The 23,997-nt window shown below is 62.4% G+C and carries 24 protein-coding genes and 1 tRNA gene; 19 read left to right on the plus strand and 6 right to left on the minus strand.

Translation table 11 applies throughout. The features are described 5' to 3' along the window. Nucleotides 1-262: 262 nt before the first annotated feature. The 3 genes from ACX93L_RS08865 to ACX93L_RS08875 all read left to right on the plus strand — a co-directional run bounded on the left by ACX93L_RS08865 (nt 263) and on the right by ACX93L_RS08875 (nt 3,614). Nucleotides 263-1,693 carry an ATP-binding protein gene (locus tag ACX93L_RS08865; protein ID WP_459405355.1) on the plus strand — a complete coding sequence of 477 codons (1,431 nt, stop codon included), beginning with the start codon at nt 263-265 and terminating at the stop codon, nt 1,691-1,693. A gap of 138 nt (nt 1,694-1,831) precedes the next feature. Beyond that, nucleotides 1,832-1,908: transfer RNA gene (locus tag ACX93L_RS08870), tRNA-Arg, on the plus strand. Nucleotides 1,909-2,120: 212 nt separating this feature from the next. After that, the gene (locus tag ACX93L_RS08875) at nt 2,121-3,614 is read left to right on the plus strand and encodes an acetyl-CoA hydrolase/transferase family protein (protein WP_459404518.1); all 1,494 of its coding nucleotides are present in this window, start codon (nt 2,121-2,123) and stop codon (nt 3,612-3,614) included. A 72-nt stretch (nt 3,615-3,686) separates the two neighbouring features. Here ACX93L_RS08875 and ACX93L_RS08880 read toward each other — a convergent pair whose 3' ends face one another. Then, the gene (locus tag ACX93L_RS08880) at nt 3,687-3,989 is read right to left on the minus strand and encodes an ArsR/SmtB family transcription factor (protein WP_169591258.1); all 303 of its coding nucleotides are present in this window, start codon (nt 3,987-3,989) and stop codon (nt 3,687-3,689) included. 90 nt (nt 3,990-4,079) lie between these two features. Here ACX93L_RS08880 and trxC point away from each other — a divergent pair, with 90 nt between their 5' ends. Together trxC and ACX93L_RS08890 are read left to right on the plus strand one after the other, a co-directional pair. Next, nucleotides 4,080-4,523 (plus strand): thioredoxin TrxC, encoded by a 444-nt coding sequence (trxC, locus tag ACX93L_RS08885; RefSeq protein ID WP_459404519.1) that lies wholly within the window; start codon nt 4,080-4,082, stop codon nt 4,521-4,523. A gap of 162 nt (nt 4,524-4,685) precedes the next feature. Then, complete coding sequence (locus ACX93L_RS08890; RefSeq protein WP_459405356.1) at nt 4,686-5,930, plus strand: alpha/beta hydrolase; 1,245 nt, start codon at nt 4,686-4,688, stop codon at nt 5,928-5,930. 49 nt (nt 5,931-5,979) lie between these two features. Here the strand turns inward: ACX93L_RS08890 and ACX93L_RS08895 are convergent, their stop codons facing one another. Genes ACX93L_RS08895 through ACX93L_RS08910 form a run of 4 tightly spaced genes read right to left on the minus strand, consistent with a single transcriptional unit; the run spans nt 5,980 to nt 8,984 of the window. Further along, nucleotides 5,980-6,381 (minus strand): hypothetical protein, encoded by a 402-nt coding sequence (locus tag ACX93L_RS08895; RefSeq protein ID WP_459404520.1) that lies wholly within the window; start codon nt 6,379-6,381, stop codon nt 5,980-5,982. After that, complete coding sequence (accC, locus tag ACX93L_RS08900) at nt 6,381-7,736, minus strand: acetyl-CoA carboxylase biotin carboxylase subunit (RefSeq protein ID WP_459404521.1); 1,356 nt, start codon at nt 7,734-7,736, stop codon at nt 6,381-6,383. The genes ACX93L_RS08895 and accC overlap by 1 nt, the downstream gene beginning before the upstream one ends. 5 nt (nt 7,737-7,741) lie before the next feature. Next, complete coding sequence (gene accB, locus ACX93L_RS08905) at nt 7,742-8,209, minus strand: acetyl-CoA carboxylase biotin carboxyl carrier protein (RefSeq protein ID WP_459404522.1); 468 nt, start codon at nt 8,207-8,209, stop codon at nt 7,742-7,744. A gap of 10 nt (nt 8,210-8,219) precedes the next feature. Next, on the minus strand, nt 8,220-8,984 hold the full coding sequence (locus ACX93L_RS08910) for a LamB/YcsF family protein (RefSeq protein WP_459404523.1): 765 nt from the start codon (nt 8,982-8,984) through the stop codon (nt 8,220-8,222). A gap of 143 nt (nt 8,985-9,127) precedes the next feature. On the opposite strand from ACX93L_RS08910, the gene pxpB reads away from it, so the two are divergent. The 11 genes from pxpB (at nt 9,128) to ACX93L_RS08965 (ending at nt 20,703) form a co-directional block, all read left to right on the plus strand. Next, nucleotides 9,128-9,793 carry a 5-oxoprolinase subunit PxpB gene (gene pxpB, locus ACX93L_RS08915; protein ID WP_459404524.1) on the plus strand — a complete coding sequence of 222 codons (666 nt, stop codon included), beginning with the start codon at nt 9,128-9,130 and terminating at the stop codon, nt 9,791-9,793. After that, nucleotides 9,790-10,815 (plus strand): 5-oxoprolinase subunit C family protein, encoded by a 1,026-nt coding sequence (locus ACX93L_RS08920; RefSeq protein WP_459404525.1) that lies wholly within the window; start codon nt 9,790-9,792, stop codon nt 10,813-10,815. Before pxpB ends, ACX93L_RS08920 begins: the two co-directional genes overlap by 4 nt. Nucleotides 10,816-10,832: 17 nt before the next feature. Further along, the gene (locus ACX93L_RS08925) at nt 10,833-11,873 is read left to right on the plus strand and encodes a proline racemase family protein (protein WP_459404526.1); all 1,041 of its coding nucleotides are present in this window, start codon (nt 10,833-10,835) and stop codon (nt 11,871-11,873) included. Nucleotides 11,874-12,029: 156 nt separating this feature from the next. Beyond that, the gene (locus ACX93L_RS08930; RefSeq protein WP_459404527.1) at nt 12,030-12,752 is read left to right on the plus strand and encodes a Crp/Fnr family transcriptional regulator; all 723 of its coding nucleotides are present in this window, start codon (nt 12,030-12,032) and stop codon (nt 12,750-12,752) included. Between the two features lie 210 nt (nt 12,753-12,962). Then, complete coding sequence (locus ACX93L_RS08935) at nt 12,963-13,355, plus strand: response regulator (RefSeq protein WP_459404528.1); 393 nt, start codon at nt 12,963-12,965, stop codon at nt 13,353-13,355. Nucleotides 13,356-13,381: 26 nt separating this feature from the next. Further along, entirely contained in the window at nt 13,382-13,876 is a 495-nt protein-coding gene (locus tag ACX93L_RS08940; protein ID WP_459404529.1) for a putative pterin-binding protein, read from the plus strand. Continuing rightward, the gene (locus ACX93L_RS08945) at nt 13,873-16,122 is read left to right on the plus strand and encodes an ATP-binding protein (protein WP_459404530.1); all 2,250 of its coding nucleotides are present in this window, start codon (nt 13,873-13,875) and stop codon (nt 16,120-16,122) included. The genes ACX93L_RS08940 and ACX93L_RS08945 overlap by 4 nt, the downstream gene beginning before the upstream one ends. An 18-nt stretch (nt 16,123-16,140) precedes the next feature. Further along, nucleotides 16,141-17,226, plus strand: a complete 1,086-nt coding sequence (locus ACX93L_RS08950; RefSeq protein WP_459404531.1) for an HD domain-containing phosphohydrolase — start codon at nt 16,141-16,143, stop codon at nt 17,224-17,226. 66 nt (nt 17,227-17,292) lie between these two features. Beyond that, a complete protein-coding gene (pyrC, locus tag ACX93L_RS08955; protein ID WP_459404532.1) occupies nt 17,293-18,330 on the plus strand; it encodes a dihydroorotase in 1,038 nt (345 codons plus the stop codon). Nucleotides 18,331-18,438: 108 nt separating this feature from the next. Further along, nucleotides 18,439-18,792 (plus strand): DUF805 domain-containing protein, encoded by a 354-nt coding sequence (locus tag ACX93L_RS08960; RefSeq protein WP_459404533.1) that lies wholly within the window; start codon nt 18,439-18,441, stop codon nt 18,790-18,792. A gap of 897 nt (nt 18,793-19,689) precedes the next feature. After that, nucleotides 19,690-20,703: a hypothetical protein gene (locus ACX93L_RS08965; protein WP_459404534.1), complete on the plus strand. Its 1,014-nt coding sequence runs from the start codon at nt 19,690-19,692 to the stop codon at nt 20,701-20,703. A 72-nt stretch (nt 20,704-20,775) separates the two neighbouring features. On the opposite strand, the gene ACX93L_RS08970 is transcribed toward ACX93L_RS08965, so the two are convergent. Then, nucleotides 20,776-21,378 carry a ferritin-like domain-containing protein gene (locus tag ACX93L_RS08970; RefSeq protein ID WP_459404535.1) on the minus strand — a complete coding sequence of 201 codons (603 nt, stop codon included), beginning with the start codon at nt 21,376-21,378 and terminating at the stop codon, nt 20,776-20,778. Nucleotides 21,379-21,701: 323 nt separating this feature from the next. On the opposite strand from ACX93L_RS08970, the gene ACX93L_RS08975 reads away from it, so the two are divergent. The 3 genes from ACX93L_RS08975 to ACX93L_RS08985 all read left to right on the plus strand — a co-directional run bounded on the left by ACX93L_RS08975 (nt 21,702) and on the right by ACX93L_RS08985 (nt 23,970). Beyond that, nucleotides 21,702-22,394, plus strand: coding sequence for an orotate phosphoribosyltransferase (locus ACX93L_RS08975; RefSeq protein WP_459404536.1), 693 nt, complete (start codon nt 21,702-21,704; stop codon nt 22,392-22,394). Between the two features lie 77 nt (nt 22,395-22,471). After that, entirely contained in the window at nt 22,472-23,398 is a 927-nt protein-coding gene (locus ACX93L_RS08980; RefSeq protein ID WP_459404537.1) for a carbohydrate kinase family protein, read from the plus strand. Between the two features lie 143 nt (nt 23,399-23,541). Next, nucleotides 23,542-23,970 carry a hypothetical protein gene (locus ACX93L_RS08985; RefSeq protein ID WP_459404538.1) on the plus strand — a complete coding sequence of 143 codons (429 nt, stop codon included), beginning with the start codon at nt 23,542-23,544 and terminating at the stop codon, nt 23,968-23,970. Nucleotides 23,971-23,997 lie beyond the last annotated feature (27 nt).

The raw sequence follows: 23,997 nt of genomic DNA on the forward strand, positions 1-23,997 counted from the left end.
CGGTAGCCTTGCGGAACGCCGCGTCCCGATCGGGACGCGGCGTTTGCTTTTCTCCGTGCGGGGTATTGGCCAGCCGGCGCGGTCTTGTCGGTGATGTTGCAATGCCGTTGGCCAAAAACCGTCGCGTCGTTTAGTATGCTGCCATTGAAATGTTCCGCTGGCACCGACAAATATCGCTCGCGGCGACACTGACCACGGAGAGTAGACGATGCTGCGTCTGACCGAGACCGGTCCGGAAGCCGAGGCAGGCGGTCCCACCGTCATGCCCCATCGGCTGCGCGGGCTGTCCGGCAAGCTCCTGTGGCTGACCATGGCCTTCGTCATGCTGGCGGAAGTGCTGATCTTCGTTCCTTCGGTCGCGACCATGCGCCTGCGCTGGCTGCAGGATCGTCTGAACACGGCCGCGGCCGCAGGGGTGGTGATCGACGGTCTGCAGCCGATCGAATTGCCGCGCAATGTCCAGGACGACACGCTGATGGCAACCGGCACGAAAGCCATCGTGCTGCGCCGCGACGATACTTCGCGGCTTCTCGCGGTCGACGGTATGCCGCCGCAGGTGGATGCCAAATACGACCTGACCGATGTCCCCATGCTGGAGTCGATCGGAGACGCGCTCTATGCCCTGGTGCTCGGTGGCGATCGTGTGCTGCGCGTCTATGGACCGGTCGGCGACAGCGACATGATCATCGAGGTCGTCATGCAGGAGAAAAGCCTCCGCAACGCGATGCTTGCCTATGCGCGAAACGTCTTCTCGGTCTCGCTGATGATTTCGCTGATCACCGCTTCGCTGATCTACATCGCGATCAACCGCATGATGATCAGGCCGGTGCGCCGTTTGACCAGCAGCATGCAGGCCTTTGCCGACAGCCCGGAAGATCCGGCCAGGGTGTTGGTCCCGGCACCGGGCAGCGACGAGATTGCGCTTGCCGGACGTCATCTCGCCCTGATGCAGGGCCAACTGCAGCGAACGCTGAAGCAGCAGCGAAACCTCGCCGATCTCGGGCTTGCCGTCTCCAAGATCAACCACGACATGCGCAACATCCTGGCATCGGCACAGCTGATGTCCGACCGCCTCGTCGATGTCGATGATCCGATGGTGAAGGGCTTTGCGCCTAAGCTCGTCCGCACCATCGACAGGGCCGTCGGCTATACCAACGAGGTTCTGGCCTATGGGCAGGCCTCGGAGGCGGAACCGAAGCGCCGGCGCTTCCGTCTCGCCGACCTCTGTCAGGAGGTGCGGGATATCCTGGCCATCGATCCCGAGAGCGGCATTGATTTCCTCGAGGCCGTTGCGGTCGATATCGAGGTCGATGCCGACAGCGAGCAGCTTTTCAGGGTCATTCACAATCTTTGCCGCAATGCGGTTCAGGCGCTGGCGAATCACGGTGCCGGTGATCCGCTCATCCTGCGGCGGATCACGCTTTCGGCGCAGCGTGTCGGCAGCGTGGTAGCAATCTCGATCGACGACACCGGTCCGGGGCTTGCTGCCAAGGCTCGGGAGAATCTTTTCACCGCCTTCCGCGGCTCAGCGCGCTCCGGCGGCACCGGGCTTGGCCTCGCGATTGCACGCGAGCTCGTCCTCGCCCATGGCGGCACGATCGCGCTGGTGGAGAAGCCCGGACCCGGCACCCTGTTCCGCATCGAGATTCCGGACCGCCCCGTCGCGCTCGACGATTGGCGGGCCCGCGCCTGAAAAAAGAAAGCCCGAAAATGCAGGGGCTCTGCCCTTCATGTGACGGCAAAATGACTCTTTTTTTCGAAAGGCGCTTGCAATCCTCCGCGTCCCGCTTTAGAGGATCGCCACGCCGCCGACGACAAGTCGGACCGGTACGCACCCGTAGCTCAGCTGGATAGAGCACCAGACTACGAATCTGGGGGTCAGGAGTTCGAATCTCTTCGGGTGCGCCATTTTTCTTCCTTCGAAATACGAATGTAAGACGTTAGCGGTTCGCGCCGAATTGGCGTTTCATCTATCCGTCCGCTGATCGTCAGTTGTGCGTTTTTTGCATATCAGGCACGCGCGCAATGCGACTGAAGAATGATTGCCTTGTTAACGCCTCGGCATTTATGCCAATGCACCCGCCAGCCGGGCCAAAACTCGATGACGACAAGGAACTTCCATGCTGCGTGACCGTATTCGCTACAAGCCATTGCTCGAGAAGGTGGTCAGCGCCGATGAGGCTGCGGCCTATATCAAGGACGGCATGACGGTCGGCATGAGCGGCTTCACGCGTGCCGGTGAGGCAAAGGCCGTGCCGCTGGCGCTCGCCGAGCGCGCCCGCAAGGATCCGCTGAAGATCACCCTGATGACGGGCGCTTCGCTCGGCAACGATCTCGACAAGACGCTCGCCGAGGCGCACGTCACCGCACGGCGCATTCCCTTCCAGTCGGATCCGGGCCTGCGCAAGATGATCAACGCCGGCGAGGTAATGTTCATTGATCAGCACCTGTCCGAAACGGTCGAGCAGCTGCGGACACAGCAACTCAAGCCGGTCGACATCGCCGTCGTCGAGGCCGTCGCCATCACCGAGACCGGTGGCGTCGTTCCAACCACTTCGGTCGGCAATTCGGCAAGTTTCGCCATCCTGGCCGACAAGGTGATCGTCGAACTCAACATGTCGCAGCCGATCACGCTGGAAGGCCTGCACGACATCTACATTCCGTCGCGCCGCCCCACCCGCATGCCGATCCCCGTCGTCACGCCGGAGAGCCGCGTCGGTCTGCCTTTCATTCCCATCCCGCCGGAAAAGATCGTCGCCGTCGTCGTCTCCGAGAAGCATGACAGCTCGGCTGCCATCCAGCCGCCAGACGATGAAACCCGCGCGATCGCCAGCCACCTGACCGACTTCCTGTTGAACGAAGTGAAGCAGGGCCGCATGGGCTACGAATTGCAGCCCCTGCAGGCCGGGATCGGCACGATTGCCAATGCCGTGCTGCACGGCTTCATCGATACGCCGTTTCATGATCTGAAGATGTATTCCGAAGTCCTGCAGGACTCGACATTCGAGCTGTTCGATGCCGGCAAGCTCACCTTCGCCTCGGGTTCGTCGATCACGCTGTCGGCGGAAATGTACCAGAAGGTGCTGCCGCGGCTGGCGGAGTACAAGCATCACCTGATGCTGCGGCCGCAGGAGATCAGCAACCATCCGGAAGTGATCCGTCGCCTCGGTCTGATCTGCATCAACACCGCGCTCGAATTCGACATCTATGGCAACGTCAACTCGACCCATGTCGGCGGCACCCACATGATGAACGGCATCGGCGGTTCGGGCGATTTCGCCCGTAACGGCTTCATGTCGATCTTCGTGACGAAGTCGATGGCGAAGAACGGCGCGATTTCGAGCGTCGTCCCGATGGTCAGCCATGTCGACCACACCGAGCACGATGTCGACATTCTGGTCACGGAAGTCGGTCTCGCGGACCTGCGTGGGCTTGCGCCGCGCGAGCGCGCGCCGGTCATCATCGCCAATTGCGTGGCGAAGGAGTACCGGGATGCGTTGCAGGATTATTTCGACCGCGCGCTGAAGCGTGGCGGGCATACGCCCCATGTGCTTGAAGAAGCGCTGTCCTGGCACGTGAACCTGCGCGAACGGGGCACGATGCGTCCCGCCTGAGGATGTAGCATCGTAGAACGCAGAAGGGCCGCATCAGCGGCCCTTTTCGTGTCCAGATGTCTGTGGCGGCAGCTACACTGCGCAGTAGGTGCCGTAGAGCGCCGTGATGACGTTTCGGGCCGGTTCGCTTTCGATGCGGTACCAGATTGTCTGCCCGTCGCGGCGCCCGGAAATGATCCGGTCGCGGCGCAGGAGTGCCAGGTGCTGCGATACCGTGGAGTCGCGGATCCCCAGGAATTCGGCAAGCTGGCCGACCGAGCGTTCGCCATCGATCAATTGGCAGAGGATGAGCAGCCGATGGCGATTGGCGAGCGCCTTCAGCAATTCGCTGGCGTCGTCGGCGGCCGTCTGCATGGAATCGGGATCAATTTTCATTCTTGCGTATCTACGTTAATCTGAATATATTGTCAAGGCTAAGCGTTGCCGTCCTTCGCCGTCGGCGGAGAAAATCCAGGGCTTTTGAAGATGCAGGAAGACCGCAAGATCGTTTGTCCCAACTGCTCCGCCGTCAATCGGCTTGTCGGTGGCCGACCGCCGGCGGAGGCGCGCTGCGGCAAGTGCGGACAGCCGGTGTTTCAGGGGTATCCGGTTGATACTGGTGCCGCCGCCTTCGAGAAACAAGTAAGCCGCAGCGATGTTCCGGTGCTCGTCGACGTCTGGGCGCCTTGGTGCGGTCCGTGCCGCATGATGGCGCCGGCCTTTGCCGAGGCGGCCGGTGTGCTCGAGCCGGATGTCCGCCTGATCAAGCTGAATTCGGAGAGCGAGCAGGAGACGGCGTCTCGGCTCGGCATTCGCGGCATCCCGACTATGCTCCTCTATCGCGGCGGCCGCGAGATCGCCCGCGTCTCCGGCGCCATGTCGGCCCGGCAGATCATTGACTGGACCCGCTCTCAGCTTGGCAAGGCCTGACGCCCGAAGACGGTTTTCATTCGAAAACGCTGGAAAGCTGTCGTCAAGGCCGGTAGAAGCTTGGTTTCGGCCTATCTGTGGCCTGACGTTGGAGTGCGAGTGTATCCTGATCACACCGAGATTTCGGGACGGGTCCGGTCCCGGACAGCAAGCGGTTCGGCGCTGCGCAGAACCGCGTTCCTCGGTCTGGTTGCTTTCGCCCTTGCCGCCTGCGCGGGACGGCCGATCGGCGTCATGGAGCCGACCAATCATCACGCCGACGGTGCAACCAAGGTCGAACTGATCGCGGCGACCACGCGGGCCCCGGCGGCCGACAAGGCGATCCTGTTCACCGGCGAGCGTGGTTCCGGCCTGATGATCGACGCGGTGACCATCTCGATCCCGCCGGATGCGAAGCGCGAGATCGGCCAGGTGCAATGGCCGAAACGCCTGCCGCCGGATCCGCATAAGGAATTCGCGACCGTTGCCGTCGACCCGATCGAGAGCAGGCAGGAAGGTGAGGCCTGGCTGAAGACGCGCGTGTCGAAGAGTCGGCGCGTGCTCGTTTTCGTCCACGGCTTCAACAACCTCTATGAGGAGGCGGTCTACCGCTTCGCCCAGATCGTCCACGACTCCAAGGCCGACGTGGTGCCGGTGGTATTTACCTGGCCGTCGCGGGGCACGGTCTTCGACTACAACTACGACAAGGAAAGCACCAATTATTCCCGGGATGCGCTGGAAGACCTGCTGACGCAGATCGCCCGCAATCCCGCGGTCGGCGAGGTGACGGTGATGGCCCACTCGATGGGCACCTGGCTCGCCGTGGAGGCGCTTCGCCAGATGGCGATCCGCAACGGCGGCATCGATCCCAAGATCGGCAATGTCATCCTGGCCGCGCCCGATCTCGACGTCGACGTCTTCAGCCGACAATACCAGAGCTTCGGCTCCAAGCCGCCGCACTTCACCCTGTTCGTCTCGCGCGACGACCGCGCGCTGACGCTCTCCAAGCGTATTTCCGGCAATGTCGAGCGGCTTGGTCACATTGATCCGACCCAGGAGCCCTATCGCTCGCAGCTCGAAATGGCGGGTATCTCCGTGCTCGATCTGACCAAGCTCAAGTCCGGCGATCCGCTCAATCATGGCAAGTTCGCCGAGAGCCCGGAAGTCGTGCGCCTCATCGGCGATCGCCTGATCGCCGGCCAGGCGGTGACGGATTCCGCTGTAGGGCTGGGCGAGAGCCTCGGTGCCGTCGCAATTGGCGCCAGCACCACCGTCGGCCAGGCGGCAAGCACCGTCATCAGCACGCCGATCGCCATCTTCGATCCCCGCACCCGCCGCAGCTACAGCCGTCAATGGATGCTTCTCGGCAACTCGGCCGGCAATACGCTCGGTTCTGCCGGCGAGGCGCTGATACCGGCACAGCCGTGAACGCCGCGCGTGTGGCTGCGGCCGCAACCGCGCGTCCAGAGCTTTGCGCCTAGAGTGTCCTGACGTGCATCTCGAAGAGGGCCGTGCCATAGCCGGCCAGTGCGCCGGTCTCCAGGATCTGCCGCGACAGGATGCCGTCGGACGGCGCGAGGACCGGCCGCAACAGCCCTCCGGCCTTCAGCAGGCCGATGATCTCGCCCTGCCTGACCAGCCGCGGTAGGGTACCCTGGCTGTCGCCGAGGGAATGCCGGGGTTCGAATATCCCGATATGCGGAGCCGGGATGGTCTCTCCCGCCTTCGCGGGTGCCGGCGCCGAAGGGACGGGATCCGCGGCCTCGATGACGTCTCCCGCACTGAGAAGGATATGTCGGTCGCCGTCCTCGAATTCGAAGACTTCGATGCCGTGTCGTTGCATGAGTGCAAGCAGTGTTTCGATCGGATGCTCGCTCATCAGGCTCTCCCGAATCCGTCGGCCATCAGCCGCTCGAGATGATGGATGTCGAAACCGCCGCCAACGAAGCCTGACTCCGCCATCAGCAGAGAATGCAGCGGGCCGGAGCTCTCGACGCCCTCGATCGTCATCTCGCCGAGCGCCCGGCGCATGCGGGCAATCGCGATCGCCCGCGTCGGGCCATGGGCAATCAGCTTGGCGATGAGGGAATCGTAATTGGGCGGGATCTCGTAGCCCGGATAGAGATGCGTATCCAGGCGTATGCCGGGTCCGCCCGGGGCGACAAATCGGCTGAGCCGTCCTGGCGAGGGCGTGAAGCGGAACGGGTTTTCCGCATTGATCCGGCACTCGATCGCATGGCCGTCGAAGCGCACGTCCTCCTGCGCGACCCCGAGCGGCTCTCCCATAGCGATCAACAGCTGTTCGCGGACGATGTCGATCCCGGTGATCTCTTCGGTGACCGGATGTTCGACCTGCACGCGGGTGTTCATCTCGATGAAGTAGAATTCGCCGTCCTCGTAGAGAAACTCGAATGTTCCCGCGCCGCGATAGCCGATCGCCAGGCAGGCGGCCGCGCAGCGGCGGCCGATCCGGTCGATCGCCGCCGGGTCGATGCCGGGTGGCGGGGCCTCCTCGATCAGCTTCTGATGCCGGCGCTGCGTGGAACAGTCGCGGGCGCCGAGATGGATCGCATTGCCATGGGCGTCGGCGAGAACCTGGATTTCGACGTGCCGGGGAAATTCGAGAAAGCGCTCGACATAGACCTCGGGATTGCCGAAGGCACGGCCGGCTTCCTCGCGTGCCAGCGAGACGGCGGAGATGAGCGAGGCGGCCTCGCGCACGATCCGCATCCCGCGGCCGCCACCGCCGCCCGAAGCCTTGACGATCAGCGGATATCCGGTCTCGGCGCCGATCGCCGCGATGCGATCAGGTTCGTCGGGGAGCGCGCTATCCGGTCCGGGAACGCAAGGGACGCCGGCGGCGATCATCGCCCGCTTGGCCGAAACCTTGTCGCCCATTGTGCGGATCGCCGTGGCCGGCGGACCGACGAAGGCGATGCCAGAGCGTTCGACCATTTCGGCGAAGTCGGCGTTTTCGGAGAGAAAGCCATAGCCCGGATGGATGGCGCCGGCCCCGGTCAGTTGTGCGGCAAGCAGGATCTCGTGTTTGTCGAGATAGCTTCGTGCCGCCGGGGCCGGGCCGATGCAGAGCGTCTGATCCGCAAGAGCGACATGGCGCAGGTCCGCATCTGCGTCGGAATGGACGGCAATGGTCCTAAGGCCGAGATCCCGGCAGGCCCGGAGGATGCGGAGTGCGATCTCTCCGCGATTGGCGATCAAGACGCTGTCGAACATCAGCGTCAGTCCCTGCTGAGCAAGGCAAGTGCGGTGCCCGGCGTGACCGGCTCGCCGTCCTCGATCAGGATCCGGGTGATGCGACCGGAGCGCGGCGCCTCGACCGGATTGAGCATCTTCATGGCCTCGACGAGGGCGATCGTCTGGCCTTCCTCGATCACGTCGCCCACCTTCGCATACGGTTCGGCACCCGGAGCCGGCGCGCGGTAGAAGGTTCCGGATAGACCCGCGACGATCACGACCTCGTCGGTCTCGGCGACATCCGGTAGCGCCATCAGGGCGGCGATCTCGGCAGCGGCCATCGCTTCGGGCGAGCTCGGGCGCATCGAAGGGACGGAGGCGGCCGCTGCTCCGTTGCTGCGCGAGGCTGTCTTGGACAGGCGGATCCGCATGCCGTTCTCGCTGACCTCCATTTCGTTGAGGGACGAGTTCTGCAGCATTTCCATCAGTCGTTCGATCGTGGTGAGATCCATCGGGGGCTCCTCAGCGAAGGAAGTTGGCGACGGTGACGCCGGCGGCTTCGAGCGCCTCGCGCACGATCCGCGCGATGCCGACCGCGGACGGCGTGTCGCTGTGAACGCAGATCGAATCGATCGGCGTGACGATGACGCGTCCGGTGATCGTTTCGATCGATCCGTTCTTCACCATCCTCACGACGCGTCTGGCTGCGGCGTCGGCGTCATGGATCACCGCGCCCGGCTGGCTGCGATGCACCAGGAAACCCTCGTCCGTGTAGGCGCGATCGGCGAAGATCTCCGAACGGCACTTCAGACCCATCTCGCGCGCCAGCCGTTCCTGGTGTCCGAGTGCGATCGTCAGGCAGACCAGGCTCGGATCGACGGCCTTCACGGCATTGTTGACGGCGCGTGCTACGGTCTCGTCCTGCTGGGTCAGGTTGCCGAGCGCACCATGGGCCTTCACATGGGTGATCGGATGGCCGGCATAAGTGGAAAGGGCTTGTGCCGCGCCGATCTGGTAGGCGACGAGCCGTTCGATTTCACCCGCCGAAAACGGTATGTTGCGACGGCCGAAACCCCACAGATCGGGGAAGCCCGGATGCGCACCGACTGCCACGCCTTTGGCCTTCGCCGTCGCAAACGTCGTCGCCATGATCTCCGGGTCGCCGGCATGCAGCCCGCACGCGATATTCGCCGAGCTGACGATCGAGAGCATCGCGTCGTCGTCGCCCATGCGATAGGCTCCGAATCCTTCGCCCATGTCGGAATTGAGATCGACGCTGATTGTCATGATGCTTACGCTCCGTTTCTGCCTTCTGGGCAAAGTTTAGGTCGGGGATGCCTGCTTGCACAGGGGCCGGCGAAGAAATGCTTTGGGTCTTTCAAATCCTCTGATATATCAGAATGCGAACAAGCGGAACTGCGACGGTCGATATGCGACAAGGTGACGACAATCCACGGATCAGTGCAGAGGGCGCCGGTGCGCTGCTCTTCGATGTTGCCGGTCCCGTCTTCGATCCGGTGCTGCAGGAACGGCTGTGGGTTCTGGCCCGTAGCCTGCGCGAGATCGACGGCGTGTCCGAGACGGCACCCGGCATGAACAACCTGATAGTGGTGTTCGATCCCTTACGTCTCGCTCCCGAAAAGCTGGAAGCGCAATTGCAGGACGGCTGGCGTCACGCTGAGCCGGGTTCGGCGGCAGGCCGGCTGGTCGAGATCCCCGTGGTCTACGGAAACGATGGCAGCGACCTGAAGGAGGTTGCGGCCGCCAAGGGGCTGACGGTCGGGCGGCTGGTCGAAATGCATGTTGCGCCGGTCTATTCGGTCGCGGCGGTCGGCGCGATGCCGGGTTTCGTCTATCTCTCGGGCCTTGATCCCGATCTTGCCCTGCCGCGCCGCGCCGTGCCCCGCATGGGTGTGCCGGTCGGCTCGGTGATCATCGGCGGCGCGCAGGCAGGCATCATGCCCCTGACGGCGCCATCGGGATGGCATATTCTCGGCCACACCGATTTCTCCCTGTTCGACGCGAAGCGTGAACCGCCGGCGGCTCTTCGAGCCGGTGACCGCATCCGCTTCATCGCAATGGAGGTCCGCGCATGATCGAGATCCTCACGACGGGGGCCGCGAACTCGGTTCAGGATCTGGGGCGGTTCGGCTATCTCGACGCCGGGGTCTCGCGTTCGGGTGCCATGGATGCGTCGGCCTTGGAAATTGCCAACCGCATGATCGGCAACGATGCCGGCGCCGCCGCGATTGAGATCGCCGTCTTTCCCTTTCGGGTAAGGTTCAGCCATTCCGCCCTCGTCGCGGTGACCGGTGCCGACTGTCCCGTGAGCCTCAACGGAAACCTCCATCCCGCGTGGTGGGCATTGCCCGTTCGAAGCGGCGATGTTCTCGAACTCGGTTTGCCGCGTTCCGGCGCGCGTGCCTATCTCGCGGTCGCGGGCGGGATCGTCGTCGAAAACGTGCTGGGCTCGGCCGCGACGGACCTGAAGAGCGGGTGGGGCGGACTGGAGGGGCGTGGCCTGCGCCGCGGCGACCGGCTCGTCTTCACGCCGCGTTCCGTCACCCTGACCGCCCTGCCTGCGGGTTTTGGGCTTGATCCGGTCGCCTTGGGGCGCACAGCCTCCGATCTTGCGGAAACCACTCCGATCCGTGTTTTCCCGGGCGCCGAACACCAGTTCTTCGAGGCGTCGGCTGCCGCGGCCTTCGAGACCACGCCGTGGAAGGTCACCGAAGACGCCAATCGGCAAGGCTATCGATTGTCTGGCGCCGAACTCAGGCTGACGCGAAAGCTCGAACTGCATTCGCATGGCATCATGCCGGGCACCGTGCAGGTGCCGCCATCAGGCCAGCCGATCATCCAACTGGCAGAGGCGAATACCTGCGGTGGTTATCCGAAGATCGCCCATGTGATCGAGGCCGATCTCTGGCGCCTTGGTCAGGCGCCGGTCGGGAGCCTGTTGCGGTTCGCCCTGGTCAGCCGCAGCGAGGCAGTGGCGGCGCTGCGTGAGCAGCGTGCGCGGCTCGATCGCGCAGCCGCGTTTGCGGCCCTTGCCCGCAAGGATGCGAGACATCCCGAAAATCTGTCGGCCCTTGCCGGTGCCGACCGATCATTCTGATTGACGGAGTAATATTGATGAGATGGAAGCGTACGATTCAGCTGGTTGACGTCCACTGCGAGGGCGAGATCGGCAAGGTTGCCGTGGGGGGCGTGCCGAAGATCCCGGGCGAAACGATCGCCGAGCAACTGCATTGGCTGAACAACGATCCCAAGGGCCAGGAACTGCGACGCTTCCTCGTACTCGAGCCGCGCGGAGCCCCGATCGGTTCGGTCAATCTCCTGTTGCCTGCCAAGCATCCGAAGGCGGATGCCGGGATGGTCATCCTGCAGCCTGATCAGGCGCATGCGAGTTCCGGCTCCAACTCCATCTGCATGACCACGGCGCTTCTCGAAAGCGGGATCGTCGAAATGCAGGAGCCGGAGACCACCGTCGTGCTGGATACCGCAGCCGGCCTTGTCACCGCCACCGCCACCTGCCGCGACGGCCGTTGCGAGCGGGTCAAACTTACCATGGTGCCGTCCTTCGTGCACGAGCTGGATGTCAGCCTTGAAACCGAGCAGTGGGGCCGTATCACCTTCGATCTCAGTTATGGCGGTATCTTCTATGCGCTCGTGGATGTCGGCCAGGTCGGCCTCAAGATCGACAAGGCGAATGCCCGCGCCCTGGTCGAGGCAGGGATGATCCTCAAGGAAGAGATCAACCGCCGCATCCCGGTGGTTCACCCGGAAATTCCGGCGATTTCCGGCGTCGCCTATGTGATGTTCCGCGACGTCGACCCCGATGGCGCGATCCGCACCTGCACCACGATGTGGCCGGGTCGCGTCGACCGCTCGCCCTGTGGAACGGGCAGTTCCTCCAATCTGGCGACGCTGCATGCTCGCGGAAAGGTCAAGGTCGGAGATGTCCTGACCTCCCGTTCGATCATCGGTTCGGAGTTCGAGGTCGGCTTCAAGGAGCTGACCGAAGTGGCCGGACGTCCGGCCGTCATTCCGACGATCAGCGGGCGTGGCTTCACGTTTGGCCTGCATCAGGTGGCACTCGACCCCTTCGACCCGTTGGCTGAAGGCTTCGCCCTCACCGACGTCTGGGGGCCTTCCGCCGGCTCGATTGGTTAATAGGGCGAGTTCCGGCCCAACTTTTTACCAATTGGTAATTCATCCACGGCTTTCGTGTCCCGATCCGGCTTGCTCTTTGTGCCGATCGGGGCATAAGAAGTCTCTGCATTTGTCCAGCCCATGCGGCTGCAAGTATAACAAAAGTGGAAGAGCCGTTTGACGACAGGAACCAACCTGCAGACCAACTCGCAGAACCTCTCTACGCTGCGCGGAACTTCGATATTTGCCAGCTTGACTGCGGGCGAAGACAACGAATGGCTGTCCCGTTGCCATACGAGATCTCTCTGCGCGGGTGAAAGTCTGGTCGACTACGAGGATCTGTCGAAGGATGTCTTTGTTGTCCAGAGTGGAGAAATCCGCGCCGTTCTCCGTTTTACCGTTGGCAAAGAGGCAATCCTCGGCACCTTTCGACGCGGCGACCTGTTGGGCGAGCTGTCGGCGATTGACGATATGGCGCGTTCCGCAAGCCTGATGGCTGTCAGTGATGCGGTCGTGACCGTTATTCCCTATGCGGTCTTCCACGATATCCTGCGCAATCGCCCGGAGGTCTGTCTGGCGTTGATGCAGCTGCTCTCGCGCCGCATCCGCGTCATGAACGAGCGGATCTCGGAACTGTCGTTCCTCGACACGAAGCACCGCCTTTACAATACCCTGCTGAGGCTTTCGCGTTTACGGGGGGACGGCGGCCGGGAGCGGATCATATCGCCGCCCCTCGTGCACGCCGAACTGGCCGAGCATATCGGATCCAGCCGCGAGACAGTGTCCCGCGAGATGTCCAAGCTGATCCGCGAACAACTGATCGAGCGCACCAGCCGTGCCATCGTGCTGAAAAATCCGGTCGAACTGTCCCGCCGAATTTCTCGCGCCCTCGAGGGCTGATCGCCCGCTTTCCAGAGCATAACCGAGCTTCTTCAAGAACGGGTCCGGACGCTTGTCGCCTCCGGACCCGTTCTTTTAGCGTGCGCTAAAAGCTTAAGATCATCTTAATGTAGCAATCCGTAAAATTGATTCAAAACGGTTCAATCAAAATCAGTGTCCCCCTGCTAGAACCAAGGCACAACAGGCGCTTTGCGGCGAGGGAAGAGCGAAATGACGATCCTTATCGTTGAAGACAATGCTACGAATGCAATGATCCTGAAGCATCTCGCGAAGAAGGTGACGGACGAAGATATCGTCGTCGAGGCGGATGCCACGAAGGCCTTGTCGCTTTGCCACAACACCCTCTTCAACATGCTGATCGTCGATCACATGTTGCCAGGCATGAGCGGGCTGCAGTTCATCAAGGCGATCCGCATGATGTCGCGCTACGACGCTATTCCGGTCGTCATGGTGACCGCCGATCAGGAGCCAAAGCTGCGCGAGAGCGCGAAGGAGGTCGGCGTCACCGATTTCCTGACCAAGCCCGTCGAGGCGGTCGCTTTCCGTGCACTCCTGTCTTCTTGCCTAGGGCGCCCGTCCTTTCCCTCGGCGCTTGCCGGTTGAGATCGAAGCTACACGGGAAAAAACGTATGAAAACGCTTCTTGCTCTCGCCCTCGTGGCCTGCGTCGCAAGCCCTGCTCTTGCACTGGACGCTCCGGCCGGGCCGGTGGTCCTGACGATTTCCGGCAGTGTCAAGAACGTCAATCATGACGGTAGTGCCGCCTTTGACCTCACGATGATCGAGGCCATCGAAGGCCGCGCCGCAAAAATGGAAACGCCCTGGACGAAGGGTGAGGTCGAGTTTACCGGCCCCTATCTCCGCAAGGTGCTGGAGGCCGCTGGCGCCGAAGGCACCATGTTGATCGTGCGGGCGCTGAATGGCTATTCCGCCGAGGTTCCCTTTGCCGATGCCGTCGACTTGGACACGATCCTCGCGACCCGTCTCGACGGCAAGCCGATGACCGTTCGGACGAAGGGACCCCTGATGCTGGTCTATCCGTTCGACAAGGATCACTCGCTCTACAACGAGAAGTATTTCACCCGGTCGGTCTGGCAGATCAAGGAAATCGAGGTCGTTCGGTGACACGTTTGCGCAGAAGCGGTGACATCATGCGCAAGGCAGGGAGTACCACCCTGATCCTGCAGCTGTTGTCGGCTGTCCTGCTCTTCGTGCTGATCATGCTGTTCGTCGATATCTCCCGGCAGTTCCGTTTCCTGCAGGACGGCATTCGCGAAAACGCCGTTTGGTCGGTCTATCAGCTGGATCGGGAAGTCCGCGCTCTTGACTATAGCGTCGCCGAACTGAGGCGCCAGGCGCCCGGGACCGGTCGCGCCGACGAACTCGTCCTGCGTTATGACATCCTTTTTTCCAGGGCCGGTCTGGTGAAGGAATCAAAATTCAGCAGCTACTTCTCGCAAGATGAGAAGGTCGCCCGGCTGCTTTCCGAGATCTCTGCTGGCGTAGCTAGTCTGGAGCCTGCGTTTGACGCATATGCTGCCGGTCGGGTACCCACGACAGAGGAACTTGAAGAGATTGACAGCACGCTCGCCGACTTGGCGGTCCGGACCGAAGATCTTTTGGTTCATACCAACATGCGGCTGAGCATCGAGCGCTCGGATGCCCGCGAGACCGTCTTTGAACTCGAGCGAACCTCGGCGATCATGCTCGCTCTGCTCATGATCTCGGTCGTCTTCCTGGTCGTCACCCTACGTCGCCAGCTCAAGTCGGTTCGCAAGGCGGGTCTGGAACTTGAGGGCATGGCGCGTCGCGTCAGCGAAGCCTATGAGGCTGCGGATGCCGGCAACCGGGCGAAATCCCAGTTCATGGCGACCATGGGGCATGAAATCCGCACGCCGCTTAACGCCATTCTCGGCATGTCGGAAATTCTCGAGTTTTCCGAACTTCCCGATGATGCGCGCTCCAGCGTCAAGACGATCCGTTCGTCCGGCGAGGCCCTGCTGGAAGTCATCAACGAGATCCTCGACTATTCGAAGATCGAGCACGGCAAGCTCGAACTCGAAGAGCGTGCCGTGGATATTCGTGCCCTTGCCGAAACCACCGTTAGCATCATTCGCGGCCGCGCCGACGATCACGGCAACACCGTCGTGCTCGATATTCCGGACTCACTCGACGCGCTCTATGTCCGCACCGACCCCACTCGTCTGCGCCAGGTGCTACTGAACCTCCTCTCCAACGCGGTCAAGTTCACCAGCAAGGGCACTGTGACCCTGCGCCTTCGCGAGTTCTATCGCCACGGCAAGCTGATGCTGCGCTTCGAGGTGGAGGATACCGGCATCGGCATCGATGAGGTGGGTCTCGCCAAGCTCTTCAAACCCTTCTCCCAGGTCGATGCGTCGATCACCCGGAAATATGGCGGCACGGGTCTTGGCCTGACCATCTGCAAGCAGATCGTCGAGAAGCTCGGCGGCGAGCTCGGCATGAGCAGCACCGTCGGTGTCGGCAGCATCTTCTGGTTCGAGCTCTCGGTGGTGGCGGTCGGCAAGGACGAGGTTCGTCGCCAGGGCGGCTTTGCCGACAAGGCGCCGTTGCCGCGCCTGCGCATCCTTCTCGTCGAGGACAACCGGGTGAACCAGATGGTCGCGACCCGCTTCCTTGACCGGCTGGGACAGGATGTCGTGGTGGCGAATGACGGCGCGGAAGCAGTCACGCTTGCAGGCGAGGAGAGCTTCGACGTCATCCTGATGGACATGCAGATGCCGGTGATGGACGGCATCGAGGCGACCCGCCGCATCATCGCCGAAGGCGGCCCGTCCTCGTCGGCTCCGATCATCGCGATGACGGCAAACGCCTCCGACGACGACCGGCGGCGCTGCATCGAGGCCGGCATGGCGGGCTTCGAATCCAAGCCCGTCACGATGGAACGGCTGCGCAACGTGGTGAAGTCGATTGTCGATGTGCCGGCCGACGCCGGAAACGAAGATGCCGCCGACGAGGGCGGCCTGCCGGAGCTGATCAACATGGACGACACGGATTTCCCGTCTATCCCGGAACTGGCGATCGAGGGCCTCGATGAAGCCCGCCAGTCGGAGCTCGTCGACGCATTGGGCGAAGACGTTTTCCACGAACTGGTCGAGTCCTTTTTCCAGGATGCGGCCGGCCTCATTCAGGAACTGCATGTGGCCCTCGCCAACCACGATCCCCAGAAGATCGACCGCGTGCTGCACACCATCAAGGGTGCCGCCGTGAATATCGGTCTCAATGATCTGGCCGATCGAGCGCACGCAATGCGCAACGGTCGTCCTTCTCCCGCCGATGTCGACAGGCTGACCGGCGAAATCGAAACCCTCAAATTCAAACTCGTAGCTTGAGAGCTTAGGGAGGCGTCTATGCGTATCCTGCTGGTCGATGACAACAGCACAAACCTGAAACTGCTGACGAAACTCGTCGCCAAGCTCGACAGCTGCGAAGCCGTCGGCTTCGACAGCCCCGACGCGGTCCTCTCCGCACTGCCGGATCTGGATTTCGATATCGCGATCATCGACTACCAGATGCCGGTCTACAACGGCGTCGAGCTGTTCACCGAGATCGTCCGTTTCGACAAATATGCCCAGGTTCCGGTAATCTTCGTCACGGCGGACAAGGACATGACGACCCGCATGGCTGCGCTCAACGCCGGCGCGATCGACTTCCTGACGAAGCCGATCAACCCGGTCGAGTTCCAGGCGCGCGTACAGAACATCGTCTCGCTCGCACGCGCCCGACGCCAGCTTGCCGACCAAGCCGAATGGCTGCGCCGCGAGGTCGACCGCGCCGTTGGTGAACTGCGCCAGCGCGAGCAGGAGATCATTCATCGCCTGACACTCGCCGCCGGTTACAAGGATCCGGAAACCTCGCGCCACACGCTTCGCGTTGCCGCCTATGCCGAAACGATCGCCATCGAACTCGGCCTGCCGGAGCAGTTCTGCAACGACATCCGCCTGGCTGCCCCGATGCATGACATCGGCAAGGTCGCCATGCCCGATACGGTGCTGCTGAAGCAGGGCCGCTTGACCGAGGCCGAATACCGCCAGATGCAGTCGCATGCCCAGATCGGCAGCGATATTCTGGCGCGCTCCCATTCCTCCCTGCTGCAGCTCGCCTCGGAGATTGCGGCGAGCCATCACGAGCGCTGGGATGGCCAGGGCTATCCGAACCGCCTGGCGGGCGACGCCATCCCGATCTCGGGCCGGATCATCTGCATCGCCGACAACTTCGATGCGCTGACGACCGAGCGCCCCTACAAGCCGGCCTGGCCCTTTGAGCGCACGGTCGAACACATCGTCGGTCGCGCCGGTAGCCAGTTCGATCCGGATTGCGTGGCGGCGTTCCAGCGTGCACTGCCGAGGATCCGGGAAATCATGGACAACGACCGCCGTGAGCAGCTTGAAGAGGCTGAAAAGGCCCTCGCGGTGCAGGCCGGCAAGGTCGCCTGACACGCGGGTTTGATCGACGCGGCGAACGTGCTATCTGCGGGCATCGCTTACGCCCGGAGATTGACCATGCGCTCGCTCACCATCCGCCGCCCCGATGATTGGCATCTGCATCTGCGCGACGGCGCGATGCTTGAGGGGGTGGTCGGCGACACGAGCCGCCATTTCGCCCGGGCGATCATCATGCCCAATCTCGTCCCACCGGTGGTCACCACGGCGGATGCGCGTGCCTATCGCGAACGGATCATGGCTGCCCTGCCGAAGGGCGATCGTTTCGAGCCGCTGATGACCCTCTATCTCACCGAGGATACGAATCCGGATGACGTGGAAGAGGGAAAGAAAAGCGGCCTCATCACCGCCGTGAAGCTCTACCCGGCCGGAGCAACCACCAACTCGCATGGTGGCGTCCGTGACATGGCAAAGGCGATGCCGGTGCTGGAGCGGATGGCCAAGATCGGCTTGCCGCTCTGCGTTCACGGCGAAGTCACGACCCCGGAGGTCGACATTTTCGATCGCGAGAAGGTCTTCATCGACACGGTCCTCGATCCGCTGCGCCGGAAGCTGCCGGAACTCAAGGTCACCATGGAGCATGTGACCACCTCGGACGGCATCGACTACATCCGTTCCGCCGAACGCAACATCGCCGGCTCCATCACCACCCATCACCTCATCATCAATCGCAACGCCATCCTCGTCGGCGGCATCAAGCCGCACTATTACTGCCTGCCCGTCGCCAAGCGCGAAAGCCATCGCCTAGCCTTGCGCGCTGCTGCCACGTCCGGCGACCACCGCTTCTTCCTCGGGACGGATTCTGCTCCCCATGTCGATCCGCTCAAGGAATGCGCTTGCGGCTGCGCCGGCATCTACACCTCGATCAACACCATGAGCTGCCTTGCCCATGTGTTCGAAGACGAGGGCGCGCTCGACAAGCTCGAAACCTTCGCCTCGCTGAACGGTCCTGCCTGGTACGGCCTTGCTCCGAACACGGATACGATCACCCTTGTTCGGCGCGAGGACGCTGTCGACTTCCCGGCCAAGATCGAGACGGGGGCCGGACCGGTCACGGTGTTCGATCCGATGTTCCCGTTGCACTGGGACGTGGAATAACCGCCCGATCGGCCAATTTTGACTTCATCGGGTGATTGTCTTGTTCCGTTGCCCTGTCTAGCCTAGATGCCGTTGAATTATCGTTTCTTCATTCGGGGCTAGATCTAGATGAGTTTTCAGGATTCAATTCGTACCGTTCTGTCGAAATATGCCACCTTCACCGGCCGCGCGGGCCGTCCGGAGTTCTGGTGGTTCGTTCTCTTCAACTTCCTCGTCAATCTGGTGACGAGCGTTATTGATGGCGCTGTGTTCGGTTCGCCCGTTCTGAACACGGTGACCGGTCTGGCGCTGATCCTGCCCAGCATTGCCGTCGGCGTTCGCCGCCTGCACGACATCGACCGCAGCGGCTGGTGGCTGCTTCTCGGTCTCATTCCGGTGATCGGCTGGATTGTGCTCATCTACTTCAATGTTCAGCCGGGCCAGCAGGGCGATAACCGCTTCGGACCGCAGCCGGCTGCCTGAGGCGCCCCTGCTTTCGAATAGTCCCACCGGGCGGCCCGATTGAAGGGTCGCCCGGTTCTTTTGCAGGCGCCGGCAATCCGGTGCCTCTTCGCCAAGTCCGCGGACCTCTCTCCCTGTGCTGGCTGATCTGAGCCGCTGGGGCTGCTCCCGATCCGCACATTGCCAAGCCTGCGCATCTCGTGATGCCTTCCCGGCGCGGCTTCTTGCGCATCTCTTCCGTTCCCGGTCCTTGTGAAAACTGGTGGGTGACGTCCTCGTCACCTTGAACTGCCTTGTCGGCATCCCCCCTTTTCCGCTGTTGCCGCCGGGCCGTCGGCGCGGTGTTGCTCATCAAAATGCCTTTCGCCCAGAGCTGCGAAGGCTTCGTTTCGGGCTGTTCCGGCACAGTGGTGCGAGATGCCGGATGCGGGCAACCGCAGCCCGACGGGAGCGCCGTCAGTGCGGGGCGAGACATTTGGCGGAGCGTCCGCCCGTTTGCGGGTCGAGCGCTGATCGACCGATCCTGCCGTTTGATTTTGAACGGTTTTTCTTCTTCCGGACGCCTGCTCTGTGACCTGTTTCAGGCCGGTTTGGACCGTGTTTCTGAGTGTCCTGGCGCGTTCCTTCAGCTTTCCGGACCTTGTCCCTTAATTGGTAAGCGAAAGTAGTTAACAGTAGTGATGAGTTAAAATTTTACTAAAAATGAGTACAAGTGAAAATTTCTGAAATTTACCATGGTTTACGAATTGCTAATTTGCAATTGAAGCAGAAATAAAACTGTGGATAACTCTCGAACACAAGACGAGTTTTTCGTCTTTTGCTTGTGTGGAGTAGAGAGTAATGCGTCGCATCCATCAAATCCGAAATCTGTATAGCTCAGCCGGCAGTATTTCTGTGAGGAAGAGCGCTGTTTACGTATTGGCGACCCTGTTCGCCACTACCACCATCGGACTGCCGTCGACACAATTCGTCGGGGCTGCCTATGCGGCACAGTCCAGCCAGGACAAGGGAGGCAGTTCGCGCGGCGGTGATCGTCCGGGCGGAAGCGAAAAGGGTTCGGACAAGGGTCCGTCGGGCAAGGAAGGCGACAGCCGCGGCGAGGACCGCTCCAAGGGCGGCGACGACAACGGGCCGTCCGGCAAGGAAGACGGCAACCGTGGTGAAGACCGCTCCAAGGGCGGTGACGACAAGGGCCCGTCCGGCAAGGAAGGCGAGAGCCGCGGCGAAGACCGCTCCAAGGGCGGTGACGACAAGGGCCCGTCCGGCAAGGAAGGCGAGAGCCGCGGCGAAGACCGCTCCAAGGGCGGCGACGACAAAGGCCCCTCCGGCAAGGAAGACGACAACCGTAGCGAAGACCGCTCCAAGGGCGGTGACGACAAAGGCCCTTCAGGCAAGGAAGACGGCAACCGTGGCGAGGACCGTTCCAAGGACGGCGATATGAAAGGCCCGAAGGACGAGCGCGGCAAGTCCGACGGCAAGGGTAAGGGCAAGCATGACCGCGATGCCAAGGAACCCAAGAGCGAGCGTGACAAGTCGCGCGGCAAGGACAAGGGCCGCCATGGTCACGATGACAAGGAAAAGGGTAAGGACAAGCGCGGCAAGGACAAGCATGACGGTCGCGACGGCGATCACCGTGGCAAGCCCGGCAAGGGTGAAGGCAAACCCGGCAAGCATGACGGTAAGCCTGGCAAGGACCATGGCAAACCCGGCAAACACCATGACAAGCCCGGCAAGCACCACGACAAGCATCATGGAAAGCATGGCGGCAAGAAGCCTCACCATCCTGCCAAGCCGATCTCGGTTGTCGTTGTTCCTGCTCCGGAAAAGCCTGTGAAGACGGCGTCCCTGCGCACCAGCTCCGGCAGCTGCAGCGCCGCGGCCCCCTTCCTCCTGCGCTTCAAGCCGGAATGCAGCAGCGAAGCCTCGAACTGACCGCCGGACAAGCCGGTTCGTCCGAAAGGAGGCCCGCGTCAGCGCGGGCCTCTTTGCTGTCGGGCATGGAGATCAAAGGTCCCCGACGCTTTTTCCGTAACCCATGCCCATGCTGTGCCCCATACCATGCCCCATGCCATGCCCTTGACCCTGGCCCTGACCGTGCCCTTGGCCGCTGCCGCACCGCTCGAAGGCTGGGAGATGCCTGTTTTCCGAGGCATCGCGAAGGGCGCCGAACACCGACTTGAGCTCGGCATAGCCCTGGGCCGCTGGTATCAACTTCGTGTCGTAGAGTTCACGATTGGCGATCTCCGCATCGACGCCCATCTGGCATGCTTCGGCGAGCGTTGCAGGAACCGCGGCCGCCACCTCGGTGGAGCCGAGATAGGGGTTGTCGATCGTCTGCTCCTGCCCGTAGCTCTTGAGCAGACCGTTGAGCGCGGAGGCATGCTTCTGCTCGGCGCGGATGATGTTGCTGAACGGCCGGACCTCGCCGAACTTCTCCATTACGGCTGCATAAAAGGCCTCAGCTCTGTGCTCGTCCTCGAGCGCTGCCTGGATGGCGGCGTGAGCGGCCGCGTCGAGTGTCGCGGCGCTGGCCGGTGCGATAACGACCGTTGCGGCGGCAGCCACCGCCATGGTGGCTGCGAGCAACGTGCGCGTGATATGGCTCATTCCCATTCTCCTTTTGATGTTTCCTCGGCGACATTCGGTCCGAACCGCCCGGTCCGGTCCCGGTCGCTGCCGGCTTGCCTCATGGCCGCCGTCAATCAATAAATATATGGAAATCTATATGTATATAAGGCGGCAGCGGATTAAATTGCCGTAAGCGGAAGATTAACTCTCTGTAACAAATAACGAAATCGGATCATAAGGGTTCGTGGGTGTCGCCCCGCGTCAGGGGTGAGGGTGATCTGCCGGCGGCAATCGCGCTCTGGCGGAGCGTCGCTTGAACTGCTATGCGCGAGAGCGCAACCGTGACCCTAGGAGAGCCCGCCATGACCACCACGACCTTTCCCGAACCCGCCGTCATGGCGGAACTGATGGCGAAGATGCTGTGGGAGATCAAGGCGGTCCATTTCTCGGCGGACAAGCCCTACAAGCTCTCGTCGGGCATGATGAGCCCCGTCTATATCGATTGCCGAAAGCTGATCTCCTATCCGCGCATCCGCTCGGCGATCATGGATTTCGCCGCGGCGACCGTCATGCGCAATGCCGGGTTCGAGCAGTTCGACGTGGTGGCCGGCGGCGAGACGGCCGGCATTCCCTTTGCCGCCTTCTTGGCCGAACGCCTCGGCCTGCCGATGATCTATGTGCGCAAGGCGCCGAAGGGGCATGGCCGCAACGCTCAGATAGAAGGCCACATGCCGGAAGGCGCGCGGGTTCTGGTCATTGAGGACCTGACGACGGCCGGCGGCAGCATGTTCAAGTTCATCGATGCCATTCGTGCGGCCGGAGGAACCGTCGATCATGGCATCGCGCTGTTCTACTACGGGATCTTCCCCGAGGCCGAGCAGCGTTTTGCCGACGGCAAGGTCAAGCTCCACCATATCGCCACCTGGCGCAACGTTCTCGCCGTCGCCCGCGAGCAGAGGCTGTTCGACGACAAGACGCTGTCGGAAGTCGAGGCCTTCCTCGATGCCCCGCTCGCCTGGTCCGGTCGCAATGGCGGGGTTTCGTCGCTCGCCTGAGCAAATGCTCACGAGCGCACTGGCGCAGCCGGGGGAATTCGTTTAAATCGATTGAAGCGAATATCGGGGAGGTCGAGATGATCCTGTGTTGCGGCGAAGCGCTGATTGACATGTTGCCACGCGAAACGACGCTCGGCGAGCGCGCCTTCGCGCCCTATGCCGGTGGCGCGATCTTCAACACGGCGATTGCGCTGGGGCGCCTCGGCATCCCGACCGGCTTCTTCACCGGTCTGTCCGACGACATGCTGGGTGACATCCTGCGTGACACGCTGAAGTCCTCGGGCGTCGACTTCAGCTATTGCGCGACGCTTTCGCGCCCCTGCACCATCGCCTTGGTGAAGCTCACCAACGGTCAGGCGTCCTACGCCTTCTATGACGAAAACACCGCCGGTCGGATGATCACCGAGGCGGACCTGCCGACCCTGGACGACAGCTGCGAGGCGCTGCATTTCGGCGCGATCAGCCTCATTCCGGAACCCTGCGGCTCGACCTACGAGGCGCTGATGACGCGCGAGCACGAGACCCGCGTCATCTCGCTAGACCCCAACATCCGCCCCGGCTTCATCAAGGACAAGGCCGCCCATCAGGCCCGCATCGCCCGGATGGCCGACATGTCCGACATCCTGAAATTCTCCGACGAGGATCTGGACTGGTTCGACCTGCCCGGCAGCCAGGACGAACGCGCCGCCTACTGGCTGACGCGTGGCGCCAAGCTCGTGGTACTGACCAAAGGGGCGGAAGGGGCGACCGCCTATACCGCTAACTTCAAGGTCTCCGTGCCCTCGAACAAGGTCGAAGTGGTCGACACCGTCGGCGCCGGCGACACGTTTGATGCCGGTATCCTTGCCTCTCTCAAGCGTCAGGGCCTGCTCACCAAGGAGAAGGTCGCGACGTTGCCGGAAGACGCCGTGCGCGAGGCGCTGGCCATCGGCGCCAAGGCGGCGGCGGTGACGGTGTCGCGGGCCGGGGCCAACCCGCCGACGGCAGCCGAGATCGGGTTCTGAGGTTAGGCCGGAAGGCGGACTTTTCCAAGGAATTTGGATCCCGCTGCACCGGGGTCAGGCAGACTTCTTTTCGACGGCCCTCTCTCGTTACAGCTTGACGCAAGAATAGATTGCGACTGAGAGCGAGGCAGAGGGAAGAGGTCATGAAGGTTGATACAGGCGCCGGCTATATGTCCTCAGGTTCACGGAACCCTGTGGGAACGCGCACCGACACGCAGGAGTTCGGCGCTGCACTTCGCGCACGCGCCGCGGACACGCGCGAAGCCACCGGCAGCAGCGCCGGAGGCCAGATGCTCGATTTCACCAGCATTACCCGGCAGGAGTTGTTTGACTGGATGAATGACCAGATCCGCGTTGGCGGGATGTCCCTTGACGAAAGCTCGGCTTTTCTGGGCATGACATTGAAGATTTCGGCGGCGACCGGCGAACCGGTGGATATGGCGACCGATACTTCCCGCATCGACTTTACCGATAAAGCGCGGCAGGGCATCGAATTCTACCAGTCTCATTTCGACTATGCATCCGCCGATCTGTTGAGGAATGCACTTGAGAAGATGCTTGCAAGCCGGTGAGGCAGCCGGCCGGCACGGCGATTGGAC

It is taken from the genome of Rhizobium sp. CAU 1783 (assembly GCF_054551725.1).

What these genes read in the sequence shown, in the direction of transcription:
- ACX93L_RS08865 (WP_459405355.1), top strand. Translation starts at nt 263, where the DNA reads ATGCCCCATCGGCTGCGCGGGCTGTCCGGCAAGCTCCTGTGGCTGACC.
- ACX93L_RS08875 (WP_459404518.1), top strand. Translation starts at nt 2,121, where the DNA reads ATGCTGCGTGACCGTATTCGCTACAAGCCATTGCTCGAGAAGGTGGTC.
- ACX93L_RS08880 (WP_169591258.1), bottom strand. Translation starts at nt 3,989, where the DNA reads ATGAAAATTGATCCCGATTCCATGCAGACGGCCGCCGACGACGCCAGC.
- trxC (WP_459404519.1), top strand. Translation starts at nt 4,080, where the DNA reads ATGCAGGAAGACCGCAAGATCGTTTGTCCCAACTGCTCCGCCGTCAAT.
- ACX93L_RS08895 (WP_459404520.1), bottom strand. Translation starts at nt 6,381, where the DNA reads ATGAGCGAGCATCCGATCGAAACACTGCTTGCACTCATGCAACGACAC.
- accC (WP_459404521.1), bottom strand. Translation starts at nt 7,736, where the DNA reads ATGTTCGACAGCGTCTTGATCGCCAATCGCGGAGAGATCGCACTCCGC.
- accB (WP_459404522.1), bottom strand. Translation starts at nt 8,209, where the DNA reads ATGGATCTCACCACGATCGAACGACTGATGGAAATGCTGCAGAACTCG.
- ACX93L_RS08910 (WP_459404523.1), bottom strand. Translation starts at nt 8,984, where the DNA reads ATGACAATCAGCGTCGATCTCAATTCCGACATGGGCGAAGGATTCGGA.
- pxpB (WP_459404524.1), top strand. Translation starts at nt 9,128, where the DNA reads ATGCGACAAGGTGACGACAATCCACGGATCAGTGCAGAGGGCGCCGGT.
- ACX93L_RS08920 (WP_459404525.1), top strand. Translation starts at nt 9,790, where the DNA reads ATGATCGAGATCCTCACGACGGGGGCCGCGAACTCGGTTCAGGATCTG.
- ACX93L_RS08925 (WP_459404526.1), top strand. Translation starts at nt 10,833, where the DNA reads ATGAGATGGAAGCGTACGATTCAGCTGGTTGACGTCCACTGCGAGGGC.
- ACX93L_RS08935 (WP_459404528.1), top strand. Translation starts at nt 12,963, where the DNA reads ATGACGATCCTTATCGTTGAAGACAATGCTACGAATGCAATGATCCTG.
- ACX93L_RS08940 (WP_459404529.1), top strand. Translation starts at nt 13,382, where the DNA reads ATGAAAACGCTTCTTGCTCTCGCCCTCGTGGCCTGCGTCGCAAGCCCT.
- ACX93L_RS08950 (WP_459404531.1), top strand. Translation starts at nt 16,141, where the DNA reads ATGCGTATCCTGCTGGTCGATGACAACAGCACAAACCTGAAACTGCTG.
- pyrC (WP_459404532.1), top strand. Translation starts at nt 17,293, where the DNA reads ATGCGCTCGCTCACCATCCGCCGCCCCGATGATTGGCATCTGCATCTG.
- ACX93L_RS08960 (WP_459404533.1), top strand. Translation starts at nt 18,439, where the DNA reads ATGAGTTTTCAGGATTCAATTCGTACCGTTCTGTCGAAATATGCCACC.
- ACX93L_RS08970 (WP_459404535.1), bottom strand. Translation starts at nt 21,378, where the DNA reads ATGAGCCATATCACGCGCACGTTGCTCGCAGCCACCATGGCGGTGGCT.
- ACX93L_RS08975 (WP_459404536.1), top strand. Translation starts at nt 21,702, where the DNA reads ATGACCACCACGACCTTTCCCGAACCCGCCGTCATGGCGGAACTGATG.
- ACX93L_RS08980 (WP_459404537.1), top strand. Translation starts at nt 22,472, where the DNA reads ATGATCCTGTGTTGCGGCGAAGCGCTGATTGACATGTTGCCACGCGAA.
- ACX93L_RS08985 (WP_459404538.1), top strand. Translation starts at nt 23,542, where the DNA reads ATGAAGGTTGATACAGGCGCCGGCTATATGTCCTCAGGTTCACGGAAC.